Raw genomic sequence first — 24,507 nt, 5'->3', positions numbered from 1 at the left:
CCGCAGGCAAGTACAAGGGCTGGCGGTGTTTAGCGGCTTTCTTTTGCCTACTTTTCTTTGCCGCGGCAAAGAAAAGTGGGTGCTGCCCCGCACAGGGGCGACGCATGAAGCACCACTAACAAAACGCGGATGCCATCTCAAACCCAGGCAAACCAAACCAAACCAAACCAAACCAAACCCACACCAGCACCAAAAAAACTCAAACCACAGGCGTAGGAAAATAAACCCCAGCCCGCTGCGCAGCATTAGCAATATGCCTCTCGATAGCGAGCCCAGCAGCATGAGGATCGCGCGCCTTAAGCGCATCAAGAATCGCGCGATGTTCATGGTAAGTAGACAGCACCAGTTCCCGCCGATAAAACGGCATCCGCTGACTCTCCTTCATGATGTCAGCGCTGCTGCGCAAAATGGATTCAATCGCAGCATTGCCAGCGATCGCCACGATCCGCATATGGAAATCGAAGTCGAGCTGCGCAGCATCATCAAGCTCACCTTGCGTCAACGCGATCTGCAGCGCAGCAATATTCTCCTCGAACCACTCGACATCGTCATCGCCGATAGCCAGCGCCGCCATCCTCGCGACAAAACCCTCCAGCGCAAAGCGCATCTGATACGTATCGGGCAACGAAGACTGATCGGCAAACCGCCACGGATGCGCTGACGACGCCTTGGTCGATTGCACATACACACCCTTGCCGGGGCGAATCATCAGCATGCCGAGCGCTTCGAGCGTCGATAGCGCCTCACGCAGCGAAGCGCGGCTGATATCCATTTCCTCCGACAACTGCCGCTGCGCCGGCAACAAACTGCCGACGGGATAAAAGCCGCTTTCGATCCTCTCGCGGATCGTCGCGATAGCAGCGTCGGTGACGGTGTGCGGCACATTTTTCATGATGTCGGCGGCGGTTCGATGCGGTCTGACCAGCATTGTAGAACGCCTTTCGATACAACGCTCAACCCGCCGCATATGTGCGGACTTCGTGTGACAAGGCCGGTCAGACCAGTCCGGGTAAACACCGCCACGACAAATCTTGACCTCACTATATCGGCTTCCTACTATTCGCCATAACAAGACTGGTCGGACCAGTATGAACAGGTGATTCAGAACCCCATTTTGACCGGGAGAAAGCCGTGTTGAAGTTCTTCAATTCGCTGTTTGGCCGTGTGGTGATCGCTCTGGTAGCGGGCATCGTGCTCGGCGCGCTGTTTCCGCACTTCGCGCAGTCGCTGCGTCCGTTGGGCGATGGTTTTCTGAAGCTGATCAAGATGGTGATCGGGCCGATCGTGTTCTGTGTCGTGGTCAGCGGCATGGCGCACGCGGGCGATCTGAAGAAAGTGGGGCGAGTCGGCCTGAAGGCGGTCGTCTACTTTGAAATCATGACGACGATCGCGCTCGTGATCGGCGCTGTGCTCGCCTACGCAACGCGTCCGGGCGTCGGTATGAACATCGATCTGCATTCGCTCGATGCCGCCTCGCTCGCCACCTACACCGAGCACGCCAAGAGCCTGAAGGACACGGCGGGCTTCCTGCTGAAAATCATCCCCGATACGGCAATCGATGCGTTCGCGAAGGGCGACATCCTGCAGATTCTCGTGTTCTCCGTGCTGGTTGGCTCCGCGCTGTCGCTGCTCGGGCCGCGTGCGCAGCGCGTCAACGATCTGATCGACGAACTCTCGCAAGTGTTCTTCCGCGTGATGAGCTTCATCATCAAGCTCGCGCCGCTCGGCGTGCTGGGCGCGATCGCGTTCACGACAGGCACCTACGGCGTCGCGTCGCTCAAGCAGCTTGGCATGCTCGTGATCGTGTTCTACGCCAGCTGCTTCGTGTTCGTGGCAGTCGTGCTGGGTGTCGTGATGCGTCTCGCGGGCTTCAGCGTGTTCAAGCTGATCCGCTATCTGCGTGAAGAACTGTCGATCGTGCTCGGTACTGCTTCATCGGACGCCGTGCTGCCGCAGATCATGCGCAAGCTCGAATGGATGGGCGTGAAGGATTCGACAGTGGGTCTCGTCATTCCGACCGGCTACTCGTTCAACCTCGATGGCTTCTCGATCTATCTCACGCTCGCCGTCATCTTCATCGCGCAGGCCACCAACACGCCGCTGTCGATTCACGACCTGATCGTCGTCGTACTGGTGTCGCTGATCACGTCGAAGGGCGCGCACGGCATTCCCGGCTCGGCGATCGTGATTCTCGCCGCGACGCTTTCGGCCATTCCCGCGATTCCCGTACTCGGCCTCGTGCTGATCCTGCCTGTCGACTGGTTTGTCGGCATCGCCCGCGCATTGACGAATCTGATCGGCAACTGCGTCGCGACGGTGATCGTCGGCGTGTGGGAGAACGATATCGACAAGGCGCGTGCACACCGCGTGCTGAATCTCGACAGCGACTACCGCTTCGTGCCCGCCAGCGCAGAGCCGGATCACGACGCCGGCCACGTGAATCCGGCGCACGCCGTCTGATACCGCTTTCCGCCATCTGACCGACCACCTATGGCAAGCGCGGCGGACCTCGACGGTCCGCCGCCCATCTCCCTCAATCGACCGAAGACTGAACCGATCATGGCCAATCCGATTCTCGATCCGAACGCACCCGTTTTCACGCGCCGCTACATGAACCTCGCCGATCCGCGTCTGGGCGCGAAGGCGCTGTTCGCCAGCGACGAATTTTTCGCGCCGAAGGAACGCATGCTGGAACCGCAGCCGGCTGTTTTTATCCCCGGCAAATACGACGATCACGGCAAGTGGATGGACGGCTGGGAAACGCGCCGCAAGCGCACGACAGGCCACGACTACTGCGTGGTTCGGCTCGCGCGGCCGGGCGTGGTGCATGGCGTCGATCTCGATACCAGCCACTTCACGGGCAATTTCCCGCCGGCGGCGTCGATCGAAGCCTGCTATTCCAACGAAGACACACCCGCCGATAACGCCGACTGGCAAACCATCGTCCCCGCGACCACGCTGCAGGGCAATCAGCATCATTACGTCGATGTCAGCGATCCGCGCGCGTTCACGCATCTGCGCGTGAACCTGTATCCGGATGGTGGGCTGGCGCGTCTGCGCGTCTACGGTCAGCCGAAGCGCGACTGGGAGCGTGTCGAACGCGGCAGCCTGCTCGATCTGGCCGCCGTCGAAAACGGCGCGTATCTGGTCGCGGCGAACAACCAGCATTTCGGGCCGGCTTCGCAAATGCTGATGCCGGGACGCGGCGTGAACATGGGCGACGGCTGGGAAACGCGCCGCCGCCGCGAGCCGGGCAACGACTGGGCGATCGTCGCGCTGGCGCGGCCGGGCGTGATCCGCAAGGTCGAAGTGGATACGGCGCACTTCAAGGGCAATTTCCCCGACCGCTGCTCGCTGCAGGCGGCATCCGTCACAGGCGGCACCGACGATTCGCTCGTCACGCAGGCGATGTTCTGGCCGGTCCTGCTGCCCGAACAGAAGCTGCAAATGGACAACATCCACACCTTCAGCGCGGAACTCGCCGCGCTTGGACCGGTGACGCACGTGCGCTTCAACATCTACCCGGATGGCGGCGTGTCGCGGCTGCGTCTGTGGGGCGAGCTCGCTTAACGCACGACGCGCAAGGCACAGCACATACGAATGATGGAGACGGCCATGAACACCTTGCACATCGAGCGCCTGACACGCGAAGCGTTCGCCCCGTTCGGCGACGTGATCGAGCTGGACGGCGCGCGCCACTATCCGATCAACGAAGGCACGACCGAGCGCTATCACGATCTCGCCAGCGTCGATGTGACCACGCAGGGCGGCCGTCCGTTGATCAATGTGTTCCGAGCGCAACCACGTGCATGGCCGATCGACATCGCGATGATGGAGCGGCATCCGCTTGGCAGTCAGGCGTTCGTGCCGTTATCGGATGCGCCTTATCTGATCGTCGTCGCACCGGCTGGAGAACTCGATCCTTCACAGCTAAGAGCGTTCTCGACGCGCGGTTGGCAAGGCGTCAACTACGCGAAGGGCGTCTGGCATCATCCGTTGCTCGCGTTGGAGCGGGTGAGCGATTTTCTTGTCGTCGATCGCGGCGGAGAAAGGCCGAATTGCGATGAAGTGACCTTGCCGCAGACATGGCGGCTCGCGCGCGAGTCGCTGGAAACGGCGGCAGTTTGACGGCGCGTCAGAGGTAGATCGTAAGCAGAAGAAAGCAAAAGGCCCGGTCAGTGAATCTGACCGGGCCTTTCTGCGTCTTACTGGACAATCCGGTGTCGGCCACGCCCCTGCGAAGCCCCGGAAACCCGCGTCAATGCTTGCGATGCGGGCATTTATCCTTGGTGCACGCGCCGTACAGCGCGAGTGCGTGCTCCTGCAGCTTGAAGCCGCGTTCCTTGGCGATCGCCTGCTGGCGATTCTCGATTTCGGGGTCGAAAAATTCTTCGACGAGACCGCAATCGATACACACCAGATGGTCGTGGTGCGTCCCTTCGTTCAGCTCAAAAACGGCTTTACCCGACTCGAAGTTGCTGCGCGACAGAAGGCCCGCCTGCTCGAACTGCGTAAGCACGCGGTACACCGTGGCGAGGCCGATATCCAGCTCTTCATGCAGCAGATTGCGGTAGACATCTTCGGCGGTCAGATGGCGCACCGGGCTGTGCTGGAAGATTTCCAGAATCTTGAGGCGCGGTAGGGTCGCCTTGAGTCCGATATTTTTCAGATCGGTTGGATTGGTCATGGCAAGGGATCCCTAGAGTACAATGCAGGGTTCTAATAGTAATGTGAATTGCTGTTCAGGTCATCTTACACGGAAACACGCGCGGCTCGGGAAGCCCCGCACGGTGAGGGAAATGATTCCAAAAGCTCTTTTGATCAACCGGGGGACCCGCATGCGGCGTACCTTGATCGTCGCTGCGGCGGTAGCGGTTCTTGCTGGGTGTTCCACGTATGACAGCCTGACACAGCGTGTTGCGCAAAGCATCACGCCGTATCGGATTACGGTGGTTCAAGGCAACTTCGTGTCGAAGGAAGCCGCTGCGCAAATGCAGGTCGGCATGTCGCGCGCCCAGGTCAAGCAGGTTCTCGGCACGCCACTTCTGACCGATATGTTCCACGCGGACCGCTGGGACTACGTCTTCTATTTCAAGCGCGGCTCGACGGCTGTCGTGCAGCAGCGCGATTTCATCGTGAACTTCGCGGGTGACCGCGTGGCGAGCTGGTCGGGCGGCGAAGATCTGCCGTCCAACCTCGAACTGCTCGCCGAAATCGATGGCGATCGCCTGGGCAAGAAGGCCAAGCCGGCAACCGCTGTCGCCAGCGCGCCGGGCGAGGCGAGCGCCGCGGCTGCTGCAGCGGCGGCGCCCGCGCCTGTCACGGTGCCTGACACGGCTCGCTCGGCCACGTCGGACGCTGCGCAGGCAGGCAATCTGCCCGCCGTCGATCCGAACGCACAAGCCGCGCAGGCCGCGAACCGTCTGACCAACGCGGTGCAATCGCCCGCGGCGGGCGCAACGCCGTCGGTGCGCGCGAATACGCCGCAGTCGAATGGTGGCGTTCCGCAAAACGCGACGGAGCCGGGCCAGCCGCAATTCCGCTTCACGCGTCCGCCGCCTCCGCAGATGCAAGGCGTGCCGAGCGACAACCCGGTCGGCCCGACGGGCCCGGACAGCAGCAACGGGCAGTCGAAAGACGCGCCCGTCAAGTCGTCGCAGTCTTCCACGCAGACGGGCACGGGAACGGGCGGCTGATTCCGTTGTCCCTAACATGACGGGCGGCGAATCCGCCCGTCATGTGTCTTTCAGCGATGCTGCGCCGTTTCGTGGCGCCGCTCGCTTCGATTCTTTTACCGCCGGGCGGCGCGCTGCCAGTCAGTGCCGTGCGCAAGGCGCTGTTTGCTGGGCTACTCATGAAAATTGCCATCGCCGGCGCGTCGGGCCGCATGGGCCGGATGCTCATCGAAACCGTCCTCAACGATCCTGACGTCACGCTGTCGGGCGCGCTCGACCGCACGGGCGCACCGCAACTTGGTCAGGATGCTGGCGCGTTTCTGGGCAAACAGACGGGCGTGCTGATGTCCGACGACATCGACGCCGTGCTCGCGCAATCCGACTACCTGATCGATTTCACGCGCCCCGAAGGCACGCTCGCGCATATCGAAGCGGCGCTGCGCACGAACACGAAACTGGTGATCGGCACGACGGGTTTCGACGACGCGCAAAAGGCGCAGATTCGCGCGGCATCGGAAAAAATCGGCATCGTGTTTGCGTCGAACTTCAGCGTTGGCGTGAACGTGACGATGAAGCTGCTCGAATTCGCCGCGAAGCATTTCTCGCAGGGCTACGACATCGAGATCATCGAGGCGCATCACCGTCATAAGGTCGACGCGCCGTCGGGCACCGCGCTGACGATGGGCGAAGTGATCGCCAACGCGCTCGGCCGCAAGCTCGAAGATTGCGCCGTCTATGCGCGCGAAGGCGTGACGGGCGAACGCGATCCGTCCACCATCGGTTTTTCGGCGATTCGCGGTGGCGATATCGTCGGTGATCACACGGTGCTGTTCGCGGGAATCGGCGAGCGCATCGAGATCACGCACAAGTCGGCGAGCCGTCTGTCGTACGCGCAAGGCGCCGTGCGCTCAGTGCGCTTCCTCGAAGGCCACGCGAACGGCCTGTTCGACATGCAGGACGTACTCGGCTTGCGCTAGGCGCGGCCTGTCCCTGCTTTCACCTGCCGAGGCGTTGGCCGAGGCGACCAAAGAGGTCAGATGGCAAACACGGGCATCCTCCACTACCTGCAATCCAGCGACGCCATTACGCATGGCGTCGCCTATGTGCTGGCGGCGATGTCGGTGGCGAGCTGGTGTTTCCTGATCGTCAAAAGCTGGATGCTGAGCCGCGCGAAGCGGCAAGGGCCGCGCGCCGTCGCGCGGTTCTGGCAGGCGCCGACGCTCGCTGAAGGTGTCGCCGGGCTGCGTCTGGCGGATCGCGAGCGTATTTTTTTCCCGTTGGCTGAGGCTGCGTTGCAGGCGTCGGAAGTCGAGACGCCCGGTGCGCTGCTCGCGCGCGTCGAGCGCAGCGAGCGCGTGCTGCGGGCGCTGCGCCAGGCGCTGCATCGTTCGCAGCGGCGGCTCGAGTTCGGGCAGGTGCTGCTGGCGTCGGTGGGCAGCACGGCGCCGTTCGTCGGGTTGCTCGGCACCGTGTGGGGCATTTATCACGCGCTCGGCAGCATCGCGCAGAGCGGGCAGGCGATGATCGAAAACGTTGCCGGTCCGGTCGGCGAGGCGCTGATCATGACGGCGTTCGGTCTGGTCGTCGCGATTCCTGCGGTGCTTGCCTATAACGTGCTCGGACGGATGGTGCGGCAGGTATCGGAAGAACTCGACGGATTCGCGCACGATCTGCACGCCTACGTCTGCGCGCCCGACGATTCACGCGGCGACCTGTCCGACGACCCACGCGGCGGCGCGCGCGACGGCCACGCGAAGCGTGCGCCCGCGCAGACGCAGGCCTGACCGCTTCCGGAGGCGCGAACCATGGCATTCGGCGGACTCGACAGGCACAAAACGGCCGCGCCGATGGCGGACATCAACATGACGCCGCTGATCGACGTGATGTTGGTGCTGCTGGTGATTTTCATCATCACGGCGCCGCTGTTCACGCACGCGATCCGGCTCGATTTGCCGCGCGTCGCGTCTGCCGAGGCGCGCGAGACGCCGCAGACCATTACGCTTTCTATCGACGCAGCCGGCAAGCTCTACTGGAACGACAAGCCCATCACGCTCGCCCAGATGCGCGCGCAGTTCAACGAAGCGGGCAAGCAGAAGGATCAGCCCGAAATTCATCTGCGCGCCGAGCGCTCGACGCGCTACGAAGTGATCGCGCAGGTCATGGGCGCGGCGCAGCAGGCGGGTTTGGAGCGAATTGGCTTCGTGACCGAACCGCCAGCGGGCGAGGGCAAGGCGGGCCAGCCGGCTGCGCCTGCTGCTGCGTCGGCGGCCCAGTAAGCGAAGGCAAGGCAAAGCGGATCACAACGCATCACGGCGAATCAGCGCGCGCTGCACACGGCGACTCACGACGCACCGCCACCGGGGCCAAAAGCCCGCATTCGCCATCATTCGAAGCCAATCGGTGCGCAAAACGCGCCGCCCGCACTGAATCGCGCGCGGCGTGAACCCGGCCGAACGGTATAATCAGCCCTTTCCCCTTGACTCGAGGGGAACAGACCAGACTTTCATCAGCAGAGCACCGTGCGGTGCCGAAGCAATCAACAGCGGCACCGACTAGCGATCCCATCACACCATGCACGAAAAATACGTTCCCTCCGACGTCGAATCCGCCGCGCAAGGACAATGGCGCGCCACCGACGCGTACAAAACGACGGAAAAGGCCGACAAGCCCAAGTTCTATTGCGTTTCGATGCTGCCGTATCCGTCGGGCAAGCTGCACATGGGGCACGTACGCAACTACACGATCAACGACGTGATGTACCGCTATCTGCGGATGAACGGCTACAACACGCTGATGCCGATGGGCTGGGACGCGTTCGGCATGCCTGCCGAAAACGCGGCGATGGCCAACAACGTGCCGCCCGCGAAGTGGACGTACGACAACATCGCTTACATGAAGAAGCAGATGCAGTCGATGGGTCTTGCCATCGACTGGTCGCGTGAAGTCGCGACCTGCTCGCCCGATTACTACAAGTGGAACCAGTGGATCTTCCTGAAGATGCTGGAAGCGGGCATCGCGTACAAGAAGACGGGCACGGTGAACTGGGACCCGGTCGATCAAACCGTGCTCGCCAACGAGCAGGTGATCGACGGCCGCGGCTGGCGGTCGGGTGCGCTGGTCGAAAAGCGCGAAATCCCGATGTACTACATGCGAATCACGCAGTACGCGGATGAACTGCTGAACGATCTCGAAGGCCTCGGCTGGCCCGAGCGCGTGAAGATCATGCAGCAGAACTGGATCGGCAAGAGCTTCGGCGTGAACTTCGGTTTCCCCTACGAACTCGACGGCGAGCAGAAGCTGCTGCGCGTGTTCACCACGCGCGCCGACACGATCATGGGCGTCACGTTCTGCGCGGTTGCTGCTGAGCACCCGCTCGCCACGCGTCTCGCGCAAGGCAAGCCGGAACTGCAGGCGTTCATCGAAGAATGCAAGCAAGGCGGTGTCGCTGAAGCCGACATGGCGACGATGGAAAAGAAGGGCATGGCCACGGGCTTCTACGTCACGCATCCGCTGACGCAAGAGAAGGTCGAAGTCTGGGTCGGCAACTACGTGCTGATGAGCTACGGCGAAGGCGCCGTGATGGGCGTGCCCGCGCACGACGAGCGCGACTTCGCGTTCGTGAAGAAGTACGGCATTCCTGTGAAGCAGGTGGTCGCGGTCGAAGGCCAGACGTTTTCGACGGACGCATGGCAGGAATCGTACGGCGACAAGGAAAACGGCGTCCTGATCAACAGCGGCAAGTACGACGGCCTGAAGTACGCGGAAGCCGTCGATGCGATCGCTGCTGATCTGAAGGCGCTCGACCTCGGCGACAAGCAGGTCACGTGGCGTCTGCGCGACTGGGGTATTTCGCGCCAGCGCTACTGGGGCACGCCGATCCCGATCATCCACTGCCCGTCGTGCGGCGACGTGCCGGTGCCCGAGAAGGAGCTGCCCGTCGTGCTGCCCGAAGACCTCGTGCCGGACGGTACGGGTAACCCGCTCGCGAAGTCGGAAGCGTTCGTGAACTGCACGTGCCCGACCTGCGGCGCGGCGGCGAAGCGCGAAACCGACACGATGGACACTTTCGTCGATTCGTCCTGGTACTTCTATCGCTACGCAGCGCCGGACGCGAAGACGATGGTCGACGAGCGCACCGATTACTGGATGCCGATGGATCAATACATCGGCGGCATCGAGCACGCGATTCTGCACTTGCTGTACTCGCGCTTCTGGGCGAAGGTTTGCCGCGATCTGGGCATCGTGAAGTTCGGCGAGCCGGCCAAGAACCTGCTGACGCAGGGCATGGTGCTCAACGAAACGTACTACCGCGAAAACGACGCGGGCAAGAAGACCTGGTACAACCCGGCCGATGTCACCGTCACGCACGACGACAAGGGTCGCCCGGTCGGCGCGACGCTCAACGCGGACGGCCAGCCCGTCGTGCTGGGCGGCGTCGAAAAGATGTCGAAGTCGAAGAACAACGGCGTCGATCCGCAGGTGCTGATCGATCAGTACGGCGCGGATACGGCACGTCTGTTCACGATGTTCGCCGCACCGCCCGAGCAGCAGCTCGAGTGGTCGGGCGCGGGCGTGGAAGGCGCGAGCCGCTTCCTGCGTCGCGTGTGGGCGTTCGGTCAGGCGAATGAAACGGCGCTGCGCGAGCGCGCTGCATTCGACGCCGCCAAACTCGCCGATACCGAAAAGACGCTGCGCCGCGAAATCTACAGCGTGCTGAAACAGGCCGACTTCGACTATCAGCGTCTGCAGTACAACACGGTCGTGTCGGCGGCGATGAAGATGCTCAACGCGATCGAAAGCGCGAAGGGCGCGGGTGGCGCGGTGCTGCGCGAAACCTACGGCGTGCTGCTGCGCGTGCTGTACCCGGTCGTGCCTCACCTGACGTTCCAGTTGTGGGCTGAGCTTGGCTACGAAGCGGAGTTCGGCACGCTGCTCGACGCGCCGTGGCCGAAGGTCGACGAACAGGCCCTCGAGCAGAGCGAGATCGAACTCGTGCTGCAGGTGAACGGCAAGGTGCGTGGCGCCGTGACGGTCGCGAAGGACGCGTCGAAAGAATCGATCGAGGCTGCCGCGCTCGCGCATGAAATGTTCGCGAAGTTCAGCGAAGGCAAGCCGCCGAAGAAAGTGATCGTCGTGCCGGGCCGTCTCGTGAACGTCGTCGTCTGATAGATGCGCCGCCTTAACTGCGACCCAGGAGCCCATGTGACTCGCAGATCGTTTTTGACTCTGGCGTGCAGCGCGGCGCTGCTGTCCGCGTGCGGCTTCCAGCTGCGCGGGCAGCAGGACTACGCGTTCAAGCGCCTCGCCATCACGGGCGCGTCGGCGCCCGTCGCCGCGCGCCTGACGCGCATGGTGCAGGGCGGCAGCGACACCGTGATCGTGACGTCGCCCGTCAACGCCGACGCCATCCTGTCGATTTCCGAAGGACGCGGCAACAGCGTGCTGACGCTGAATTCGCTGGGCGTCGTCGAGGAATATGCGCTCGACTACTGGCTGAACTACAGCGTACGCGGCGCCGACGGTACGCTGTTGATCCCGCAAAGCGCGATCCACCTGAACCGCGCTATGACGTATAGCGACCAGTTCTCGCAAGCGAAAGCGTCCGAAGCCGACATCCTGTACGCCGACATGCAAAACGACGCCGTCGATCAGCTGATGCGCCGTCTGGCTGTGGTGCGTTCGCTGCATCCGGCGCCGGGTCAGGAAGTGCCGGGCGTCAATCCGCGCGCGCCGCTGCCGCCGCCGCCGCTTTGATCCACTGCATCGACCTGTTTCCACTCCCGCTTATCCGCCGCCATGCAACTGCGTCTTGACGCGCTCGAAGCGCATCTCGCAAAAGGTCTCGCCGGTCTGTACGTCGTGTACGGCGACGAGCATCTGCTCGCGCAGGAAGCGTGCGACCACATCCGTGCGTCGGCGCGTGCGGCCGGTTTCACGGACCGTACGGTGTTCACGGTGGAGCGCGGCTTCGACTGGAGTTCGCTGCTCGGCGCGAGCCAGTCGATGTCGCTGTTCGGCGATCGCCAACTGGTCGAATTGCGCATTCCGACGGGCAAGCCCGGCAAGGAAGGCGCCGATGCGCTGAAGGCGCTGGCAGCATCGGCGAATCCTGATGTGCTGACGCTCATCACGCTCCCGCGCCTCGATGCAGCGACGCAGAAGGCCGCGTGGTTCACCGCGTTGTCCGAAGCAGGCGTCGCGCTGAAAATCGATCCCGTCGAGCGTGCGCAGTTGCCGGGTTGGGTCGGTCAGCGTCTCGCGCAGCAAGGGCAGCGCGTGGCGCCGGGCGAAGAGGGCAAACGCGCGTTGCAGTTCATTGCGGAGCGCGTCGAAGGCAATCTGCTGGCCGCGCATCAGGAAATCCAGAAACTCGGGCTGCTGTATCCGTCGGGCGCGCTGTCGTTCGAACAGGTTCATGACGCCGTGCTAAACGTCGCGCGCTACGACGTGTTCAAGCTCAACGAAGCGATGCTGGCAGGCGACGTCGGCCGGTTGTCGCGGATGATCGACGGCTTGAAGGGCGAAGGCGAAGCGGCGGTGCTCGTGCTGTGGGCTGTCGTCGAAGAAATTCGGACGCTGCTGCGCATCAAGCGCGGCGTCGAGTCAGGCAAGCCGCTTGCCATACTGCTGCGCGAAAACCGCGTGTGGGGACCGCGTGAGCGGCTCGTCGGGCCGGCGTTGTCGCGTGTCACCGAGGCTTCGCTGGAAAAGGCGCTGGCGCTGGCTGCGAAGCTCGACCGGCAGGTCAAAGGATTGTCGGGCGGCACGCCCGGCAATCATCGTAATGATCCGCCGCCTGATCCATGGGCAGGGCTTTTCGAACTCGCGATGGCCGTTGCGGGCGCATCGACGTCGCAGGCACACGCCGCACCGCCGCGTGGCGCACCCTCGCGGCCCGCTCCAGCACGACCGGCGCCAATGCGCCGACCGTCGTAGGCTGTCGCACGCCGGACGGATCTGATCGCTGATCGCGGCAGTCACGCACACAAATCAGCGGAAAATCAGACCCTTCGCATCGGCCGCGCGGCAGCCTTTCCCAGCCTGTGACACGGCGCCGCTCGCCCGAGCAGACAACTGTCACACGTCATACAATCGTCGCAACGTTCCGCTTACAGAAATTGTCAGCCGCGCTTTGGATAAATCTGAAGCATTGAGCGGCACAACGGGAATCATCATGGATATCGACCAGTACATGACCGACCTCGGCCGCCGCGCGCGTCACGCATCGCGCGCGATGGCGCGGGCGTCGACAGCCGCGAAAAACGCCGCGCTCGAAGCCGTTGCAGTTGCAATCGAGCGCGAAACGGGCGCGCTGAAGGAAGCGAATGCGCGCGATCTGGCGCGCGCCCGCGACAAGGGCCACGATGCCGCGTTTATCGACCGGTTGACGCTGTCGGACAAGGCGCTGAAGACGATGGTCGAAGGTTTGCGGCAGGTGGCCGCGCTGCCTGATCCGATCGGTGAGATCAGCAATCTGAAGTTTCGTCCGAGCGGCATTCAGGTTGGGCAGATGCGCGTGCCGCTCGGCGTGATCGGCATCATCTACGAATCGCGCCCGAACGTGACGATCGACGCAGCGGCGCTGTGCCTCAAATCCGGCAACGCAACGATTCTGCGCGGCGGTTCCGAGGCGCTCGAATGCAACACGGCGCTCGCGAAGCTGATCGGCGAAGGGCTCGAAAAGGCCGGTTTGCCGCAGGAAGCGGTGCAAGTGGTCGCGACATCCGATCGCGCGGCCGTCGGCAAGCTGATCACGATGACCGAATACGTCGACGTGATCGTGCCGCGCGGCGGCAAGAGCCTGATCGCGCGTCTGATGGAAGAAGCGCGCGTGCCGATGATCAAGCATCTCGACGGCATCTGCCATGTGTACGTCGATGACCGCGCGGACATCGCAAAAGCGCTGACCGTGTGCGACAACGCGAAGACGCATCGCTACGGCACCTGCAACACGATGGAAACGTTGCTGGTCGCGCGCGGTATCGCGGCTGAAGTGCTGCCCGCGCTCGGCAAGCTGTATCGCGGCAAGGAAGTGGAACTGCGTGTCGACCCATCGGCGCGCAAGGTGCTCGAGGCAGCGGGCGTCGGTCCGCTCGTCGACGCAACCGAAGAAGACTGGCGCACCGAGTATCTGGCGCCCGTGCTGGCCGTCAAGGTTGTCGACGGAATGGATCAGGCGATCGAGCACATCAACGAATACGGCTCGCATCACACGGACGCGATCGTCACCGAAGACCACGACCGCGCGATGCGTTTCCTGCGCGAAGTGGATTCGGCGAGCGTGATGGTCAATGCATCGACGCGTTTTGCTGATGGCTTCGAATTCGGTCTCGGCGCGGAAATCGGCATTTCGAACGACAAGCTGCACGCGCGTGGTCCCGTGGGGCTGGACGGGCTGACGTCGATGAAATACGTCGTTCTGGGTCACGGCGAAGGCCGTCAATAAATCCGGCTGACAAAAAACAAGGACTGTCGATGCTGTGGATCAAGACGTTTCACATCGTTCTGGTGGCTTCATGGTTCGCGGGGTTGTTCTATCTGCCGCGAATCTACGTGAATCTCGCGATGGAGACCGATCCGAACGCCGTGAAGCGTCTTTTGCTGATGGCGCGCAAGCTGTTTCGCTTCATGACGTTCATCGCGGTGCCGGCGCTGGCGTGTGGACTGTGGTTGTGGCTTGCGGTCGGCATCGGCCAGGGACAAGGCTGGATTCACGCGAAGGTTGGCGTGGTCGTGCTGCTCATCATTTATCACGCGTATTGCGGCGTGCTGCTGCGCACGTTCGAGCGCGGTGAGAACAAGCGCTCGCACAAGTGGTATCGGATGTTCAATGAACTGCCCGTTCTGGGCATGTTAGCGGCTGTTGCGCTGGTGGTGATTAAACCGTTTTGATCTTTCTTCGGGGCTTCGGCCCCGTTGTCTTTTCTGCTCTCCGATTCCTCTGCAATTGCGCAGTCGACGAGCCGCTGAATCCGTAATGCATTGTGTCGGAGCAGCGCTCGTTGGGACTGACGCTTCTTGTCGTATCTCTATCTCCTTCGTTGATCTCTCCATAGATCTTGATCCGCTCGCGACGCGGCTCTCGGAAATGGTCAATGCTATTCCGAGGAAATGAGTAGGGCCGCTACTCGCGCGTCTTTTCGATGTATTTCTTTTCATCATGAACTATCTGTGCGACCGGATAAATCTTAGTTTTGCTTATGAAATTAGGAACTTCGAAAAGAAATTTATCCACTTATGCCTGATTCTTGGGCGTATCTGGATGGGGTGATCGATTTAAGAATAGTCCGATTCGCCGCGCTGTTGACGCTCAATAAAGTTCGACTCCTTGCGTCAGGGCGGCAGAGGATTCTGCCGTGACGCGCAATTCCACAATTTAATCGCTGTGCGATGTTGTGCCGGTTGGCGTCGGTGTTCGCTGCTTTTTGGTCATGCGTCGAGATCGTCTATAAACTTAGGATGGCAAATGAATAAGACTTATCGGTCAGTCTGGAACGAGTCGTTGGGGACTTGGGTTGCAGTGCAGGAAAATGCCAGAGGACGAACGAAAAAGTCCGCGCGCTCGGTGCTGATTCTCAGTGCAATCTCTTCGGCAGTGGGTTTGATGACGGCAATGCCAGCATGGGCATATTCGATTGCCAACAGCGGGTGCACGCCCGATGGTCCGGGCAGTGGCACATGGTCGAACGTTGCCGGGTGCTACACAGATGCAGGTGCAGATGGATCCTTGCTCAACCTCGGCGAAACTGTCATCGGTTCGTACGGCTATGTCCCCACCAACATTAGTTTCGGGACCATCTTCGGGTTTGCGGGGCAGGCAAACGCGATGTACGGCACGGCCTTGGGTGCGAACGGTGTCGTATCCAGTGGCGCACAGAACAGTGTGGCGCTAGGCGCGGGCTCGGTGGCTACAGATCCCAATACGGTGTCTGTGGGGCGGGTCGGGAACAATCCTCTTTACAACGTGCATACCGGCGACACTAGTACTGGACAAGACGCAGTGCCGATGAACCAGTCGCTTCTCGGCACCCTTAACCGCCGTGTCACCAATATGGCGGCCGGTATCAACGACACCGATGCTGTCAACGTATCGCAGCTCAAAGGCGTCACGAAGGCGCTGGGTGGCGGCGCGGGCGTGAACTCGGATGGTTCCGTCAAGGCCCCGACGTATGTGGTCCAGGGATCGAGTTTCAGTGACGTGGGTTCGGCACTGTCGAAGCTCGACACAGCGACGACGGCCAATTCGACGACCATTACGAATATTCAGAACACCGTCAACAACATCACCAATGGTGGTGTCACTGCCAAGTATTTCCACGCGAACTCCACACAGGCTGATTCGTTAGCAAGCGGCGCCAACTCGGTCGCGGCGGGCGACCGCGCGAACTCGATGGGCGGATCGTCGGTAGCCGTCGGCGATGGTGCGACGGCAGTTGGCGCCGCCAGCATCGCGAATGGCAATAACGCATCGAATACGGCGACAGCCAACAATTCGATGTCGATCGGCGGCGGGGCAATGGCCGGCGACAAGGCGATGGCACTGGGCAACGGTTCAACGGCAACGGGCCAGTGGTCCGTGGCGGCGGGTGCGAATTCGGCTGCGGCAGGCGCGCAAGCTTCAGCTTTCGGCAGCAGTGCGAATGCGAGCGGGACACAGGCAGTGGCGTTGGGCACGGGCGCAGCGGCGGCGGCAGCGAACTCGGTGGCATTGGGCGCGTACTCGACGACGACCGCGAACCTGGGCGCAGCAGGCTATAACCCGGGTACGAGCACGCTGTCGGGTGTTGCGTCGGCTGCCAATGGTGAAGTGTCGGTGGGCTCGGCCGCCCGGGAACGTCGCATCACCAATGTGGCTGCGGGTTCGGCCGCGACGGACGCGGTGAACGTGAGCCAGTTGCAATCAGAAGATGCGAAGGTCAATGCGGATGGCGCGGCGACGGCAGCTGCATTGGGCGGCGGCGCGAGCTACAACCCGGCGACGGGCAATATCAGTGCGCCGACGTACATCGCTGGCGGCACCACGTATAACAACGTGGCTGGCGCGATCACGAACCTCGATGGCCGCGTGACGAGCATCGGAAACAACGTCACGAACCTCAACAACCAGGTGACGAATATCGTCAATGGTGGTGGCATCAAGTACTTCCACGCTAATTCGACGGGCGCGGATTCGACGGCGGCGGGCGCGAACAGCGTTGCAGTGGGACCGGCAGCGACAGCTAGCGCGAGCACTGCGGTTGCGTTGGGCGCGAATTCGGTCGCGGATCGTGCCAATACGGTGTCGGTCGGTTCGTCGACGGCGCAGCGCCAGGTCGTGAACATGGCAGCCGGCACGGCTAACAATGACGCGGTGAACGTATCGCAATTGAAGGGCGTGACGGCTGCGCTTGGCGGCGGTGCGGCAATTAACGCGGATGGTTCGGTCAAAGCGCCGGTTTATAACGTTTATGGCAATACCTTCACGAACGTGGGCGATGCGCTGTCGAGTATTTCGAACGCCACGAACGGCATTTCCGACACGCTGAAGTACGTCAAGTTTGGCCCGACGTCCGCGGATGTCGCACAGGCGTCGGCCACGGATTCGCTCGCGATAGGCGGTGCGGCGTTCTCGACGGGCCAGGGTGCGGGTGCCATCGGTACCGCTGCGCGTGCAACGTATTCGAATTCGGTGGCCATCGGTTATGGTTCCTTCGCCACGGCTGCGAACACGTTTGCAGTGGGCGGTTCGGCGGCGTCGCAAACGCGTCGCATCGTCAACGTCGCTGACGGTATCAACGATAGCGACGCAGCAACCGTGGGCCAGGTGAATTCGGATATTCAGACGGCGATCAACAATCTGAAACTCAGTACGACGCAGACAAAGGCGACACTGCTGACGGCGATCGGTAGCGCCGCGTCGGCAACGGCTGCGAGCCCGGTGGCATTGGGTTCGGTGACAGCCGCGACGGAAGCCACGGATGCGGTCAACTACGCGCAGTGGAATGCGGCCATCGCGGCCGTACAGAACGCCGCGACAGGCAGCGATGCAATGCTGGCAGTCGATGGCGACCGCAACACCGAGGCCGCCAGTGTAAATGGCACACACGCGATGGCAATCGGCCCGAGCGCAAGCGCCACGGCCACGCAGGCGATCGCGTCGGGTTACAACGCTCAGGCGAGTGGCGACAGCGCGATTGCACTGGGCGCGAACGCGAAGGCAACGGCCGATCACGCCGTGGCCCTCGGGGACGGCTCGGTCGCAGATCGCGCGAACACGGTGTCGGTGGGCTCGGTGGGTAACGAACGCCAGATCACCAACGTCGCAGCGGGCACGCAGACGACGGACGCCGTCAACGTCGGTCAGCTGAACAGCTCGATTGCAGCCGCCATTGGTGACATGCCGGCGGGCATGACGGCCAAGGACTATACGGATCAGCAGATCCAGCAGGTCCAGGCCGGCGTCAACGACGTGGCGCGTAATGCCTACTCGGGCATCGCGGCGGCAACGGCGCTGACGATGATTCCCGACGTCGATCAGGGCAAGACGATCGCGGTCGGAATCGGCGGTGCGTCGTATCACGGTTATGCCGCATCCGCGCTGGGCATGTCGGCACGGATCACGCAGAACATCAAGGTGAAGGCTGGCGCGGGCATCAGCGCGCAGGGCACGACCTTTGGTATCGGCGGCGCCTATCAGTGGTAAGCAACGCGACGTAAGCGCAAGGGCGGCGCAGTAACGGCCGTCTGAGCGCGGGCTTCACGAATCGAACGCTTCAAAACGAAACGGGCTCCTTCGGGAGCCCGTTTTGCGTTTACGTCGGATTTTTGCAGTGCTTTCGAAGTATCTCTATTCCTGCGGGCCAATCCTGCGACGCGTAATCAGGTCCTTCGCCCCCGCCAGCTTTTCCGCCAGCTCCGGCCCACGCTGCAGCGCGACGCCGACCGCCAGAATGTCGCCGATCGCGAGATGAGAAGTGCGCGATGTCATCGGCGAAAAGATGTCGGTGTCTTCGTCGACGTTCGCGAACAGTCCAATCGATGCAATCCGCGCCAGCGGCGAATTGCCATGCGTGACGGCGATCACTTTCGCGCCTGCTGCGAGCGCGGACTTCGCCGCGTCGACGATGTCGCGCGTGCGGCCCGTGTTCGAGATCGCCACCACGACATCGCCTTTGCCCAACAGCGCCGCCGACATCAGGAACGTATGCGGATCCGAATAGGCGACGCTCGGCATCCCTAGCCGGAAGAATTTGTGCTGCATATCGAGCGCGGCGATCCCCGAGCCGCCCGCGCCGTAGAACTCAATGCGCTTAGCCTGCGCGAGCAGATCGATCGCGGCCGCCACGCTGTCGGTCGACAGATTGTTGCGCACCTGGATCAGCGCGCCGATGGTCCGGTCGAGCACCTTCGCCGCGACGCCGGGCGTCGGCTCGTCGGGGCGCACGTCGCGATACACGGCGGGCACTTCCGTTGCTATGCCTTGCGCAAGGCGGATCTTGAACTCGCGAAAGCCGGAAAAGCCGAGCGCGTGACAGAAACGCGCGATGGTCGGCTGACTGACGCCGGCGCGCGCGGCGACTTCCGTCATCGACAGGTCGAGCACTTCGCGCGGCGCTTCGATCACGTAGTCGGCGAGCTTGCGTTCGGAGGGGCGCATCTGGTCGCGCATCGCCTCCACCTGGGACAGCATCATCGGGAATCTCGCACTATGCTGAAGAATGCGTGGACTATAGCTGATAGACGAATCAAGTACAAAAACTACATATGTGCTCTAGGTGATTACCCTAAGGAATTGCGCTGAATCGCTGAACGCACCAATGGATAAAGGTTTGACGCGGATTCAGCAATAACGTCGATTCAGCAACTGCCACATTGTATGCTTGTAGTTTTTCTACTAATATCCCGGTTGTCGGCTTTTCAGGCCGTTTCCCGCGATACCAATCTGGCGTACAGCGCTCAAGTCAAGGCGCGCAGGCCAGCGACGAAGGAGCATCGATGGTTTCCCCGCATTCGCAACTGATGAAAGTCACGAAGCGCGTGATCGAGCGCAGCAAGCCGACACGCCACGCGTATCTGTCGCGCATCGACCAGGCGCAGGGCAAGTTCCCGGCGCGCGGCGCGCTGTCTTGCGCGAACCTCGCGCACGGCTTTGCCGGTATGGAGGGCAACGACAAGCTCGTCATCAAGCAGATCCGCCAACCGAATATCGGCATCGTCTCGTCGTACAACGAGATGCTCTCGGCGCACGCGCCGTACAAAGATTTTCCGGACATCATCAAGGCCGCCGCGCGCGAAAACGGCGGCGTCGCGCAGTTCGCGGGCGGCGTGCCTGCCATGTGCGATGGCATCACGCAGGGCAACGCGGGCATGGAACTGTCGCTGTTCTCGCGTGAAGTGATCGCGATGAGCACGGCCGTTGCGCTGACGCACAACATGTTCGACGCGGCGCTGTGCCTCGGCGTGTGCGACAAGATCGTGCCGGGCCTGCTGATCGGCGCGCTGCAGTTCGGCCATCTGCCGACCATCTTCGTGCCCGCCGGACCGATGACGAGCGGCATCACCAACGACGCCAAGGCGAAGGTGCGCCAGGAATTTGCCACGGGCCAATGCAATCGCGACGCGCTGCTCGAATCGGAAGCTGCCGCGTATCACAGCCACGGCACCTGCACGTTCTACGGCACGGCCAACAGCAACCAGATGCTGATGGAAATCATGGGTCTGCATCTGCCTGGTTCGGCTTTTGTGCACCCGCATACGCCGCTGCGCGATGCGCTGACGGCGCAAGCTGCGCGCCGCGTGCTCGATCTGACGGTGGATCGCGGCAACTACACGCCGATCGGTCATGTGATCGACGAGAAGGCGATCATCAACGGCATCGTCGGTTTGCTGGCAACGGGCGGCTCGACCAATCACACGCTGCACCTTGTGGCGATTGCGCGTGCTGCCGGCGTGATCATCGACTGGGACGATTTCGACACGCTGTCGGCTTCCGTGCCGCTGCTCGCGAAGGTTTATCCGAACGGCAAGGCCGACGTGAACCATTTCCACGCGGCAGGCGGCATGGCGTTCCTGACCCGCACGCTGCTCGAAGGCGGCTTGCTTCACGAAGATGTGAACACGGTTGTGGGCAAGGGTTTGTCGCGTTACGCAGAAGAGCCGAAACTGCTCGACGGCAAGCTCACGTGGGTGCCGGCTCCGAAGGAAAGCCACGACGCGGCTGTGCTGCGGCCCATCACCGAGCCGTTCCAGCCGGACGGCGGCCTGCGTCTGATGCAAGGCAAGCTCGGCCGTGGCGTGATCAAGATTTCGGCCGTCGCGAAGGACCATCGGATGGTGAAGGCGCCTGCGATCGTGTTCGATTCGCAGGAAGCCGTGCAGGAAGCATTCGATAACGGCGAGCTGAAGCGCGATTTCATCGCCGTCGTGCGTTTCCAGGGCGCGCGGGCAAATGGCATGCCTGAACTGCATCGTTTGACGCCGCTGCTCGGCGTGTTGCAGGATCAAGGTTTCCACGTCGCGCTGGTCACGGACGGACGCATGTCGGGTGCATCGGGCAAGGTGCCCGCGGTGATTCACGTGTCGCCGGAAGCGTTGCTGCAAGGTCCGCTCGGTAAGGTTCGCACGGGCGACATGCTCGTCATCGATGCAGAAGCGGGCGTGCTCGATGTGGAGATGGACGATGCCGAATGGGCAGCGCGTCCGATTGCCGTGTCGCAACATCAGGCAGAAAACGAAGTGGGCTTCGGCCGCGAGCTGTTCGGTGTGTTCCGCGCCGCGGCGGCGCCGGCAGAGCTGGGTGCATCGGTGTTCGGTCCGCTCGTCGGCGAAACGACACACGCGCCGGATCACGTGGTCCAGTCGGCCAGTGCGGTAGCGAGCGAAGCCAGCCACGCCATGCACAAGTAAGTGCAGAAACAAGTGCAGAAATAAGCGATAAAGGAGTCTCAAGATGACGTCGAAAACAGTCAGCGAAATCGTGCGCCTGGGTCCGGTGATCCCGGTCCTCGCATTCGATACCGTCGAACAGGGCGAACACGTTTCGCGCGCGCTGCACGCAGGCGGCGTGAAAGTGCTGGAAATCACGCTGCGCACGCCGGCAGGCATCGAGGCAATCCGTCGTGCGAGCCAGCTTGCCGAAGACATCGTCGTTGGCGTGGGCACGATCACGAAGCCCGAGCATTGCGAGCAGGCGAAGAAGGCGGGTGCGCAGTTCGGCGTGTCGCCGGGTCTGACGAAAGACATGCACAAGGCCGCGCAGGATGCCGGCTTGCCGCTGCTGCCCGGCGTGATGACGCCGAGCGACATCATCGTCGCGCTGGAACTCGGCTATGAAATCGTCAAGTTCTTCCCGGCACAGCAGGCAGGCGGCGTGCCGATGCTGCAGGCTTTCCACGGCCCGTTCCCGACGCTGAAGTTCTGCCCGACGGGCGGCATCACGGCGGAAAGCGCGCCGAACTTCCTCGCGCTGCCGAACGTGGTGTGCGTCGGCGGCTCGTGGCTGACGCCGAAAGCGGCGCTGGCCGCGCAGAACTGGGACGAAGTCACGCGTCTCGCGCGCGCTGCAAGCGAACTGGCAGCGCCGGCACACTGATCCACGACACGCGTTCTGGCGACGCGCTCAACGTGATCTCCGAAACCTCGCCGCTCTCGCCCGAACTGGGTAGGGCGGCGAGGTTTTTTTTATTTTTGCGCGGGTTCTTTCCAAGCGCGGGCAACGTCAACAAACAGTAAAATTCAGCGTCCGCGAAAGTGCCCGGAGAGAAGGCACTTTCTGCATCCGGAAGCGGGCGAGGTGCAGCAGCACTTTGCAATTCGAACCAACAAAGCAAAGGAGGAGCTTCATGGAAGCTGTCCACGGCAGCATGCTGCTGATTTACGCCGTGATCGCCATTGCAGTGCTGATCCTGATGATCACGCGCTTCAAGGTGTATCCGTTCCTCGTCCTGATTATCGTGTCGTTGCTGCTGGGTCTTGCCGTCGGCATGCCGGCGGGCACGATCGTGAAGTCGTTCGAAACGGGCAACGGCAATACGCTCGGTCACATTGCAATCGTCGTCGGTCTCGGCACGATGCTCGGCAAGATGATGGCCGAATCGGGCGGCGCCGAGCGCATCGCCACCACGTTGATCAGCTGGTTTGGTGAGAAGAATATTCACTGGGCGATGATGTGCGTGGCGATCATCGTGGGTTTGCCGGTGTTCTTCGAAGTCGGCTTCGTGCTGCTGATTCCCATCGCGTTCAACGTCGCCAAGCGCACGGGCAAGTCGCTGCTGCTGATCGGCTTGCCGATGGTCGCGGGTCTGTCGGTCGTGCACGGTCTGATTCCGCCGCACCCGGCCGCGTTGCTGGCTGTGCAGGCATATCACGCTGACATTGGCCGGACGATTGCGTACGGGCTCATGGTTGGCATTCCGACGGCGATTGTCGCGGGTCCGCTGTTTGCGTTGCTGATCCATCGCCATATCAAGCTTGCCGAGAACAATCCGCTCGCCGCGCAGTTCGTCGATTCTGGCGAGCAGGGCAAGCGCGATCTGCCTGGCTTCGGCATCACGCTGTTCACGATTCTGCTGCCGGTGATCCTGATGCTGATCGGCAGCTGGGCGGATCTCGTGTTCGCGCCGAAGACGATGGCGAACGATCTGCTGAAATTCATCGGCACGTCTGATGTCGCGTTGCTGATCGCCGTGCTCGTCAGCTTCTGGACGTTTGGCGCGAGCCGCGGTTTCAATCGCGAGCAGATTCAGAAGTTCTGCGGCGAGTGTCTGGCGCCGATCGCGGGGATTACGCTGATCGTCGGCGCGGGCGGTGGTTTTGGCCGCGGGCTGATGGATAGCGGCATCTCGAAGCAGATCGTCGAAACGGCGACGTCGGCGCATCTGTCGCCACTGTTGCTGGGCTGGTTCGTTGCCGCGCTGATTCGTCTGGCGACGGGTTCCGCGACGGTCGCGATGACGACGGCATGCGGCATCGTCGCGCCGATTGCGCAGGCAAGCGGCGTGCAGGTGAAGCCGGAACTGCTGGTGCTGGCGACGGGTTCGGGATCGCTGATTTTCTCGCACGTCAACGACGGCGGATTCTGGCTGATCAAGGAGTACTTCGGAATGACGGTGGGGCAGACGTTCAAGACGTGGTCGCTCTGCGAAACCATTATTTCGCTGATGGGTTTGGGTTTGACCTTCGCGTTGGCGGCGGTCCTGTAAGGAGTTTCAGATGATTTTGATCGCGATGGGTGTGTCGGGCGCCGGCAAGACCCGCATTGGCGAAATGCTGGCAGAGCGGCTCAAGTGCACGTTCACTGACGGTGATGCGTTTCATAGCGCGGCCAACAAGGAAAAGATGCACAACGGCATTCCGTTGACGGATGACGACCGCTGGCCGTGGCTCAGGACGATTCGCGTGGCGATCGAAGAGAAGCAGCGGGCGCATGAAGATGCTGTCTTTACCTGTTCGTCGTTGAAGCGGTCTTATCGGGATGTGCTTCGTGCAGGCGATAGGGATGTTTGTTTTGTTTATCTGAAGGGATCGAGGGAAGTGTTGCAGTCGCGGCTGCAAACCCGGACCGGGCATTTCTTTGATCCTTCGTTGTTGCAGAGTCAGCTTGATACGCTGGAAGAGCCGGGTGAGGATGAGGCGATTACTGTGAGTATTGAGCTTACGCCTGAGCAGATTGTTGAAGAGACGCTTGTTGCGCTTCGCGCGAGGTAGGTTTTGGTTTCGCGTTTGCTTTTGCTGGCATCCGCTTGATGTTAGTGGTTTGCTAGTGTTGCCCCTGTGCGGGGCGGCACCTACTTTTCTTTGCCGCCGCAAAGAAAAGTAGGCAAAAGAAAGCGGGCTAACACCACCCACTCCGGTC

General features: G+C 62.1%; 20 protein-coding genes. 17 read left to right on the top strand and 3 right to left on the bottom strand.

The annotated features are described in order from the left end of the window. Positions 1-199: 199 nt before the first annotated feature. Positions 200-892 (bottom strand): FadR/GntR family transcriptional regulator, encoded by a 693-nt coding sequence (locus DK391_RS38980; RefSeq protein WP_109483332.1) that lies wholly within the window; start codon positions 890-892, stop codon positions 200-202. 239 nt (positions 893-1,131) lie between these two features. Between DK391_RS38980 and DK391_RS38975 the strand changes: the two genes are divergently transcribed. From DK391_RS38975 to DK391_RS38965, 3 genes are all read left to right on the top strand, one after another. Then, positions 1,132-2,460 carry a C4-dicarboxylate transporter DctA gene (locus DK391_RS38975; protein ID WP_109483329.1) on the top strand — a complete coding sequence of 443 codons (1,329 nt, stop codon included), beginning with the start codon at positions 1,132-1,134 and terminating at the stop codon, positions 2,458-2,460. A gap of 99 nt (positions 2,461-2,559) precedes the next feature. Then, positions 2,560-3,570, top strand: coding sequence for an allantoicase (gene alc / locus DK391_RS38970; protein WP_109483331.1), 1,011 nt, complete (start codon positions 2,560-2,562; stop codon positions 3,568-3,570). Positions 3,571-3,615: 45 nt separating this feature from the next. After that, positions 3,616-4,128 (top strand): ureidoglycolate lyase, encoded by a 513-nt coding sequence (locus DK391_RS38965; RefSeq protein WP_109483328.1) that lies wholly within the window; start codon positions 3,616-3,618, stop codon positions 4,126-4,128. Between the two features lie 130 nt (positions 4,129-4,258). On the opposite strand, the gene fur is transcribed toward DK391_RS38965, so the two are convergent. Further along, positions 4,259-4,687: a ferric iron uptake transcriptional regulator gene (fur, locus tag DK391_RS38960; RefSeq protein WP_012401967.1), complete on the bottom strand. Its 429-nt coding sequence runs from the start codon at positions 4,685-4,687 to the stop codon at positions 4,259-4,261. A 151-nt stretch (positions 4,688-4,838) separates the two neighbouring features. Between fur and bamE the strand changes: the two genes are divergently transcribed. From bamE to DK391_RS38910, 10 genes are all read left to right on the top strand, one after another. Further along, the gene (bamE, locus tag DK391_RS38955; RefSeq protein WP_162601036.1) at positions 4,839-5,696 is read left to right on the top strand and encodes an outer membrane protein assembly factor BamE; all 858 of its coding nucleotides are present in this window, start codon (positions 4,839-4,841) and stop codon (positions 5,694-5,696) included. A 158-nt stretch (positions 5,697-5,854) separates the two neighbouring features. Then, on the top strand, positions 5,855-6,652 hold the full coding sequence (gene dapB, locus DK391_RS38950; protein WP_109483330.1) for a 4-hydroxy-tetrahydrodipicolinate reductase: 798 nt from the start codon (positions 5,855-5,857) through the stop codon (positions 6,650-6,652). Positions 6,653-6,712: 60 nt separating this feature from the next. Next, complete coding sequence (locus tag DK391_RS38945) at positions 6,713-7,459, top strand: MotA/TolQ/ExbB proton channel family protein (protein WP_109483326.1); 747 nt, start codon at positions 6,713-6,715, stop codon at positions 7,457-7,459. A gap of 21 nt (positions 7,460-7,480) precedes the next feature. Next, positions 7,481-7,951 carry a biopolymer transporter ExbD gene (locus tag DK391_RS38940; protein WP_109483325.1) on the top strand — a complete coding sequence of 157 codons (471 nt, stop codon included), beginning with the start codon at positions 7,481-7,483 and terminating at the stop codon, positions 7,949-7,951. Between the two features lie 295 nt (positions 7,952-8,246). After that, positions 8,247-10,841 carry a leucine--tRNA ligase gene (gene leuS, locus DK391_RS38935; protein WP_109483324.1) on the top strand — a complete coding sequence of 865 codons (2,595 nt, stop codon included), beginning with the start codon at positions 8,247-8,249 and terminating at the stop codon, positions 10,839-10,841. 36 nt (positions 10,842-10,877) lie between these two features. Beyond that, positions 10,878-11,429, top strand: coding sequence for an LPS assembly lipoprotein LptE (gene lptE / locus DK391_RS38930; RefSeq protein WP_109483323.1), 552 nt, complete (start codon positions 10,878-10,880; stop codon positions 11,427-11,429). Between the two features lie 42 nt (positions 11,430-11,471). Beyond that, on the top strand, positions 11,472-12,611 hold the full coding sequence (holA, locus tag DK391_RS38925) for a DNA polymerase III subunit delta (RefSeq protein WP_109483322.1): 1,140 nt from the start codon (positions 11,472-11,474) through the stop codon (positions 12,609-12,611). Positions 12,612-12,849: 238 nt separating this feature from the next. After that, positions 12,850-14,121, top strand: coding sequence for a glutamate-5-semialdehyde dehydrogenase (locus tag DK391_RS38920; RefSeq protein ID WP_109483321.1), 1,272 nt, complete (start codon positions 12,850-12,852; stop codon positions 14,119-14,121). A 29-nt stretch (positions 14,122-14,150) separates the two neighbouring features. Further along, complete coding sequence (locus DK391_RS38915; RefSeq protein ID WP_162601035.1) at positions 14,151-14,567, top strand: CopD family protein; 417 nt, start codon at positions 14,151-14,153, stop codon at positions 14,565-14,567. A gap of 721 nt (positions 14,568-15,288) precedes the next feature. Then, complete coding sequence (locus DK391_RS38910; RefSeq protein ID WP_239483077.1) at positions 15,289-18,357, top strand: YadA-like family protein; 3,069 nt, start codon at positions 15,289-15,291, stop codon at positions 18,355-18,357. A 144-nt stretch (positions 18,358-18,501) separates the two neighbouring features. Here the strand turns inward: DK391_RS38910 and DK391_RS38905 are convergent, their stop codons facing one another. After that, positions 18,502-19,347 carry a MurR/RpiR family transcriptional regulator gene (locus DK391_RS38905; protein ID WP_109483318.1) on the bottom strand — a complete coding sequence of 282 codons (846 nt, stop codon included), beginning with the start codon at positions 19,345-19,347 and terminating at the stop codon, positions 18,502-18,504. A gap of 302 nt (positions 19,348-19,649) precedes the next feature. On the opposite strand from DK391_RS38905, the gene edd reads away from it, so the two are divergent. The 4 genes from edd to DK391_RS38885 all read left to right on the top strand — a co-directional run bounded on the left by edd (position 19,650) and on the right by DK391_RS38885 (position 24,359). Then, positions 19,650-21,560 carry a phosphogluconate dehydratase gene (edd, locus tag DK391_RS38900; protein ID WP_109483317.1) on the top strand — a complete coding sequence of 637 codons (1,911 nt, stop codon included), beginning with the start codon at positions 19,650-19,652 and terminating at the stop codon, positions 21,558-21,560. A gap of 43 nt (positions 21,561-21,603) precedes the next feature. After that, complete coding sequence (gene eda / locus DK391_RS38895; RefSeq protein WP_109483316.1) at positions 21,604-22,245, top strand: bifunctional 4-hydroxy-2-oxoglutarate aldolase/2-dehydro-3-deoxy-phosphogluconate aldolase; 642 nt, start codon at positions 21,604-21,606, stop codon at positions 22,243-22,245. 250 nt (positions 22,246-22,495) lie between these two features. Continuing rightward, positions 22,496-23,854, top strand: a complete 1,359-nt coding sequence (locus tag DK391_RS38890; protein ID WP_109483315.1) for a gluconate:H+ symporter — start codon at positions 22,496-22,498, stop codon at positions 23,852-23,854. A gap of 10 nt (positions 23,855-23,864) precedes the next feature. After that, positions 23,865-24,359, top strand: coding sequence for a gluconokinase (locus tag DK391_RS38885; RefSeq protein WP_109483314.1), 495 nt, complete (start codon positions 23,865-23,867; stop codon positions 24,357-24,359). Positions 24,360-24,507 lie beyond the last annotated feature (148 nt).

The sequence above is a fragment of the Paraburkholderia sp. C35 genome, assembly GCF_003121405.1.
Classification (GTDB): Bacteria; Pseudomonadota; Gammaproteobacteria; order Burkholderiales; family Burkholderiaceae; genus Paraburkholderia.
The sequence above is the reverse complement of the archived record's forward strand: the minus strand, read 5'-3'. Positions and strand labels throughout refer to the sequence as shown.

Bases quoted from the DNA above. Each gene is read 5' to 3' on its own strand.
- DK391_RS38980 (WP_109483332.1), bottom strand. From the start codon at position 892: ATGAAAAATGTGCCGCACACCGTCACCGACGCTGCTATCGCGACGATC.
- alc (WP_109483331.1), top strand. From the start codon at position 2,560: ATGGCCAATCCGATTCTCGATCCGAACGCACCCGTTTTCACGCGCCGC.
- DK391_RS38965 (WP_109483328.1), top strand. From the start codon at position 3,616: ATGAACACCTTGCACATCGAGCGCCTGACACGCGAAGCGTTCGCCCCG.
- fur (WP_012401967.1), bottom strand. From the start codon at position 4,687: ATGACCAATCCAACCGATCTGAAAAATATCGGACTCAAGGCGACCCTA.
- bamE (WP_162601036.1), top strand. From the start codon at position 4,839: ATGCGGCGTACCTTGATCGTCGCTGCGGCGGTAGCGGTTCTTGCTGGG.
- dapB (WP_109483330.1), top strand. From the start codon at position 5,855: ATGAAAATTGCCATCGCCGGCGCGTCGGGCCGCATGGGCCGGATGCTC.
- DK391_RS38945 (WP_109483326.1), top strand. From the start codon at position 6,713: ATGGCAAACACGGGCATCCTCCACTACCTGCAATCCAGCGACGCCATT.
- DK391_RS38940 (WP_109483325.1), top strand. From the start codon at position 7,481: ATGGCATTCGGCGGACTCGACAGGCACAAAACGGCCGCGCCGATGGCG.
- leuS (WP_109483324.1), top strand. From the start codon at position 8,247: ATGCACGAAAAATACGTTCCCTCCGACGTCGAATCCGCCGCGCAAGGA.
- holA (WP_109483322.1), top strand. From the start codon at position 11,472: ATGCAACTGCGTCTTGACGCGCTCGAAGCGCATCTCGCAAAAGGTCTC.
- DK391_RS38920 (WP_109483321.1), top strand. From the start codon at position 12,850: ATGGATATCGACCAGTACATGACCGACCTCGGCCGCCGCGCGCGTCAC.
- DK391_RS38915 (WP_162601035.1), top strand. From the start codon at position 14,151: ATGCTGTGGATCAAGACGTTTCACATCGTTCTGGTGGCTTCATGGTTC.
- DK391_RS38910 (WP_239483077.1), top strand. From the start codon at position 15,289: ATGCCAGCATGGGCATATTCGATTGCCAACAGCGGGTGCACGCCCGAT.
- DK391_RS38905 (WP_109483318.1), bottom strand. From the start codon at position 19,347: ATGATGCTGTCCCAGGTGGAGGCGATGCGCGACCAGATGCGCCCCTCC.
- edd (WP_109483317.1), top strand. From the start codon at position 19,650: ATGGTTTCCCCGCATTCGCAACTGATGAAAGTCACGAAGCGCGTGATC.
- eda (WP_109483316.1), top strand. From the start codon at position 21,604: ATGACGTCGAAAACAGTCAGCGAAATCGTGCGCCTGGGTCCGGTGATC.
- DK391_RS38890 (WP_109483315.1), top strand. From the start codon at position 22,496: ATGGAAGCTGTCCACGGCAGCATGCTGCTGATTTACGCCGTGATCGCC.
- DK391_RS38885 (WP_109483314.1), top strand. From the start codon at position 23,865: ATGATTTTGATCGCGATGGGTGTGTCGGGCGCCGGCAAGACCCGCATT.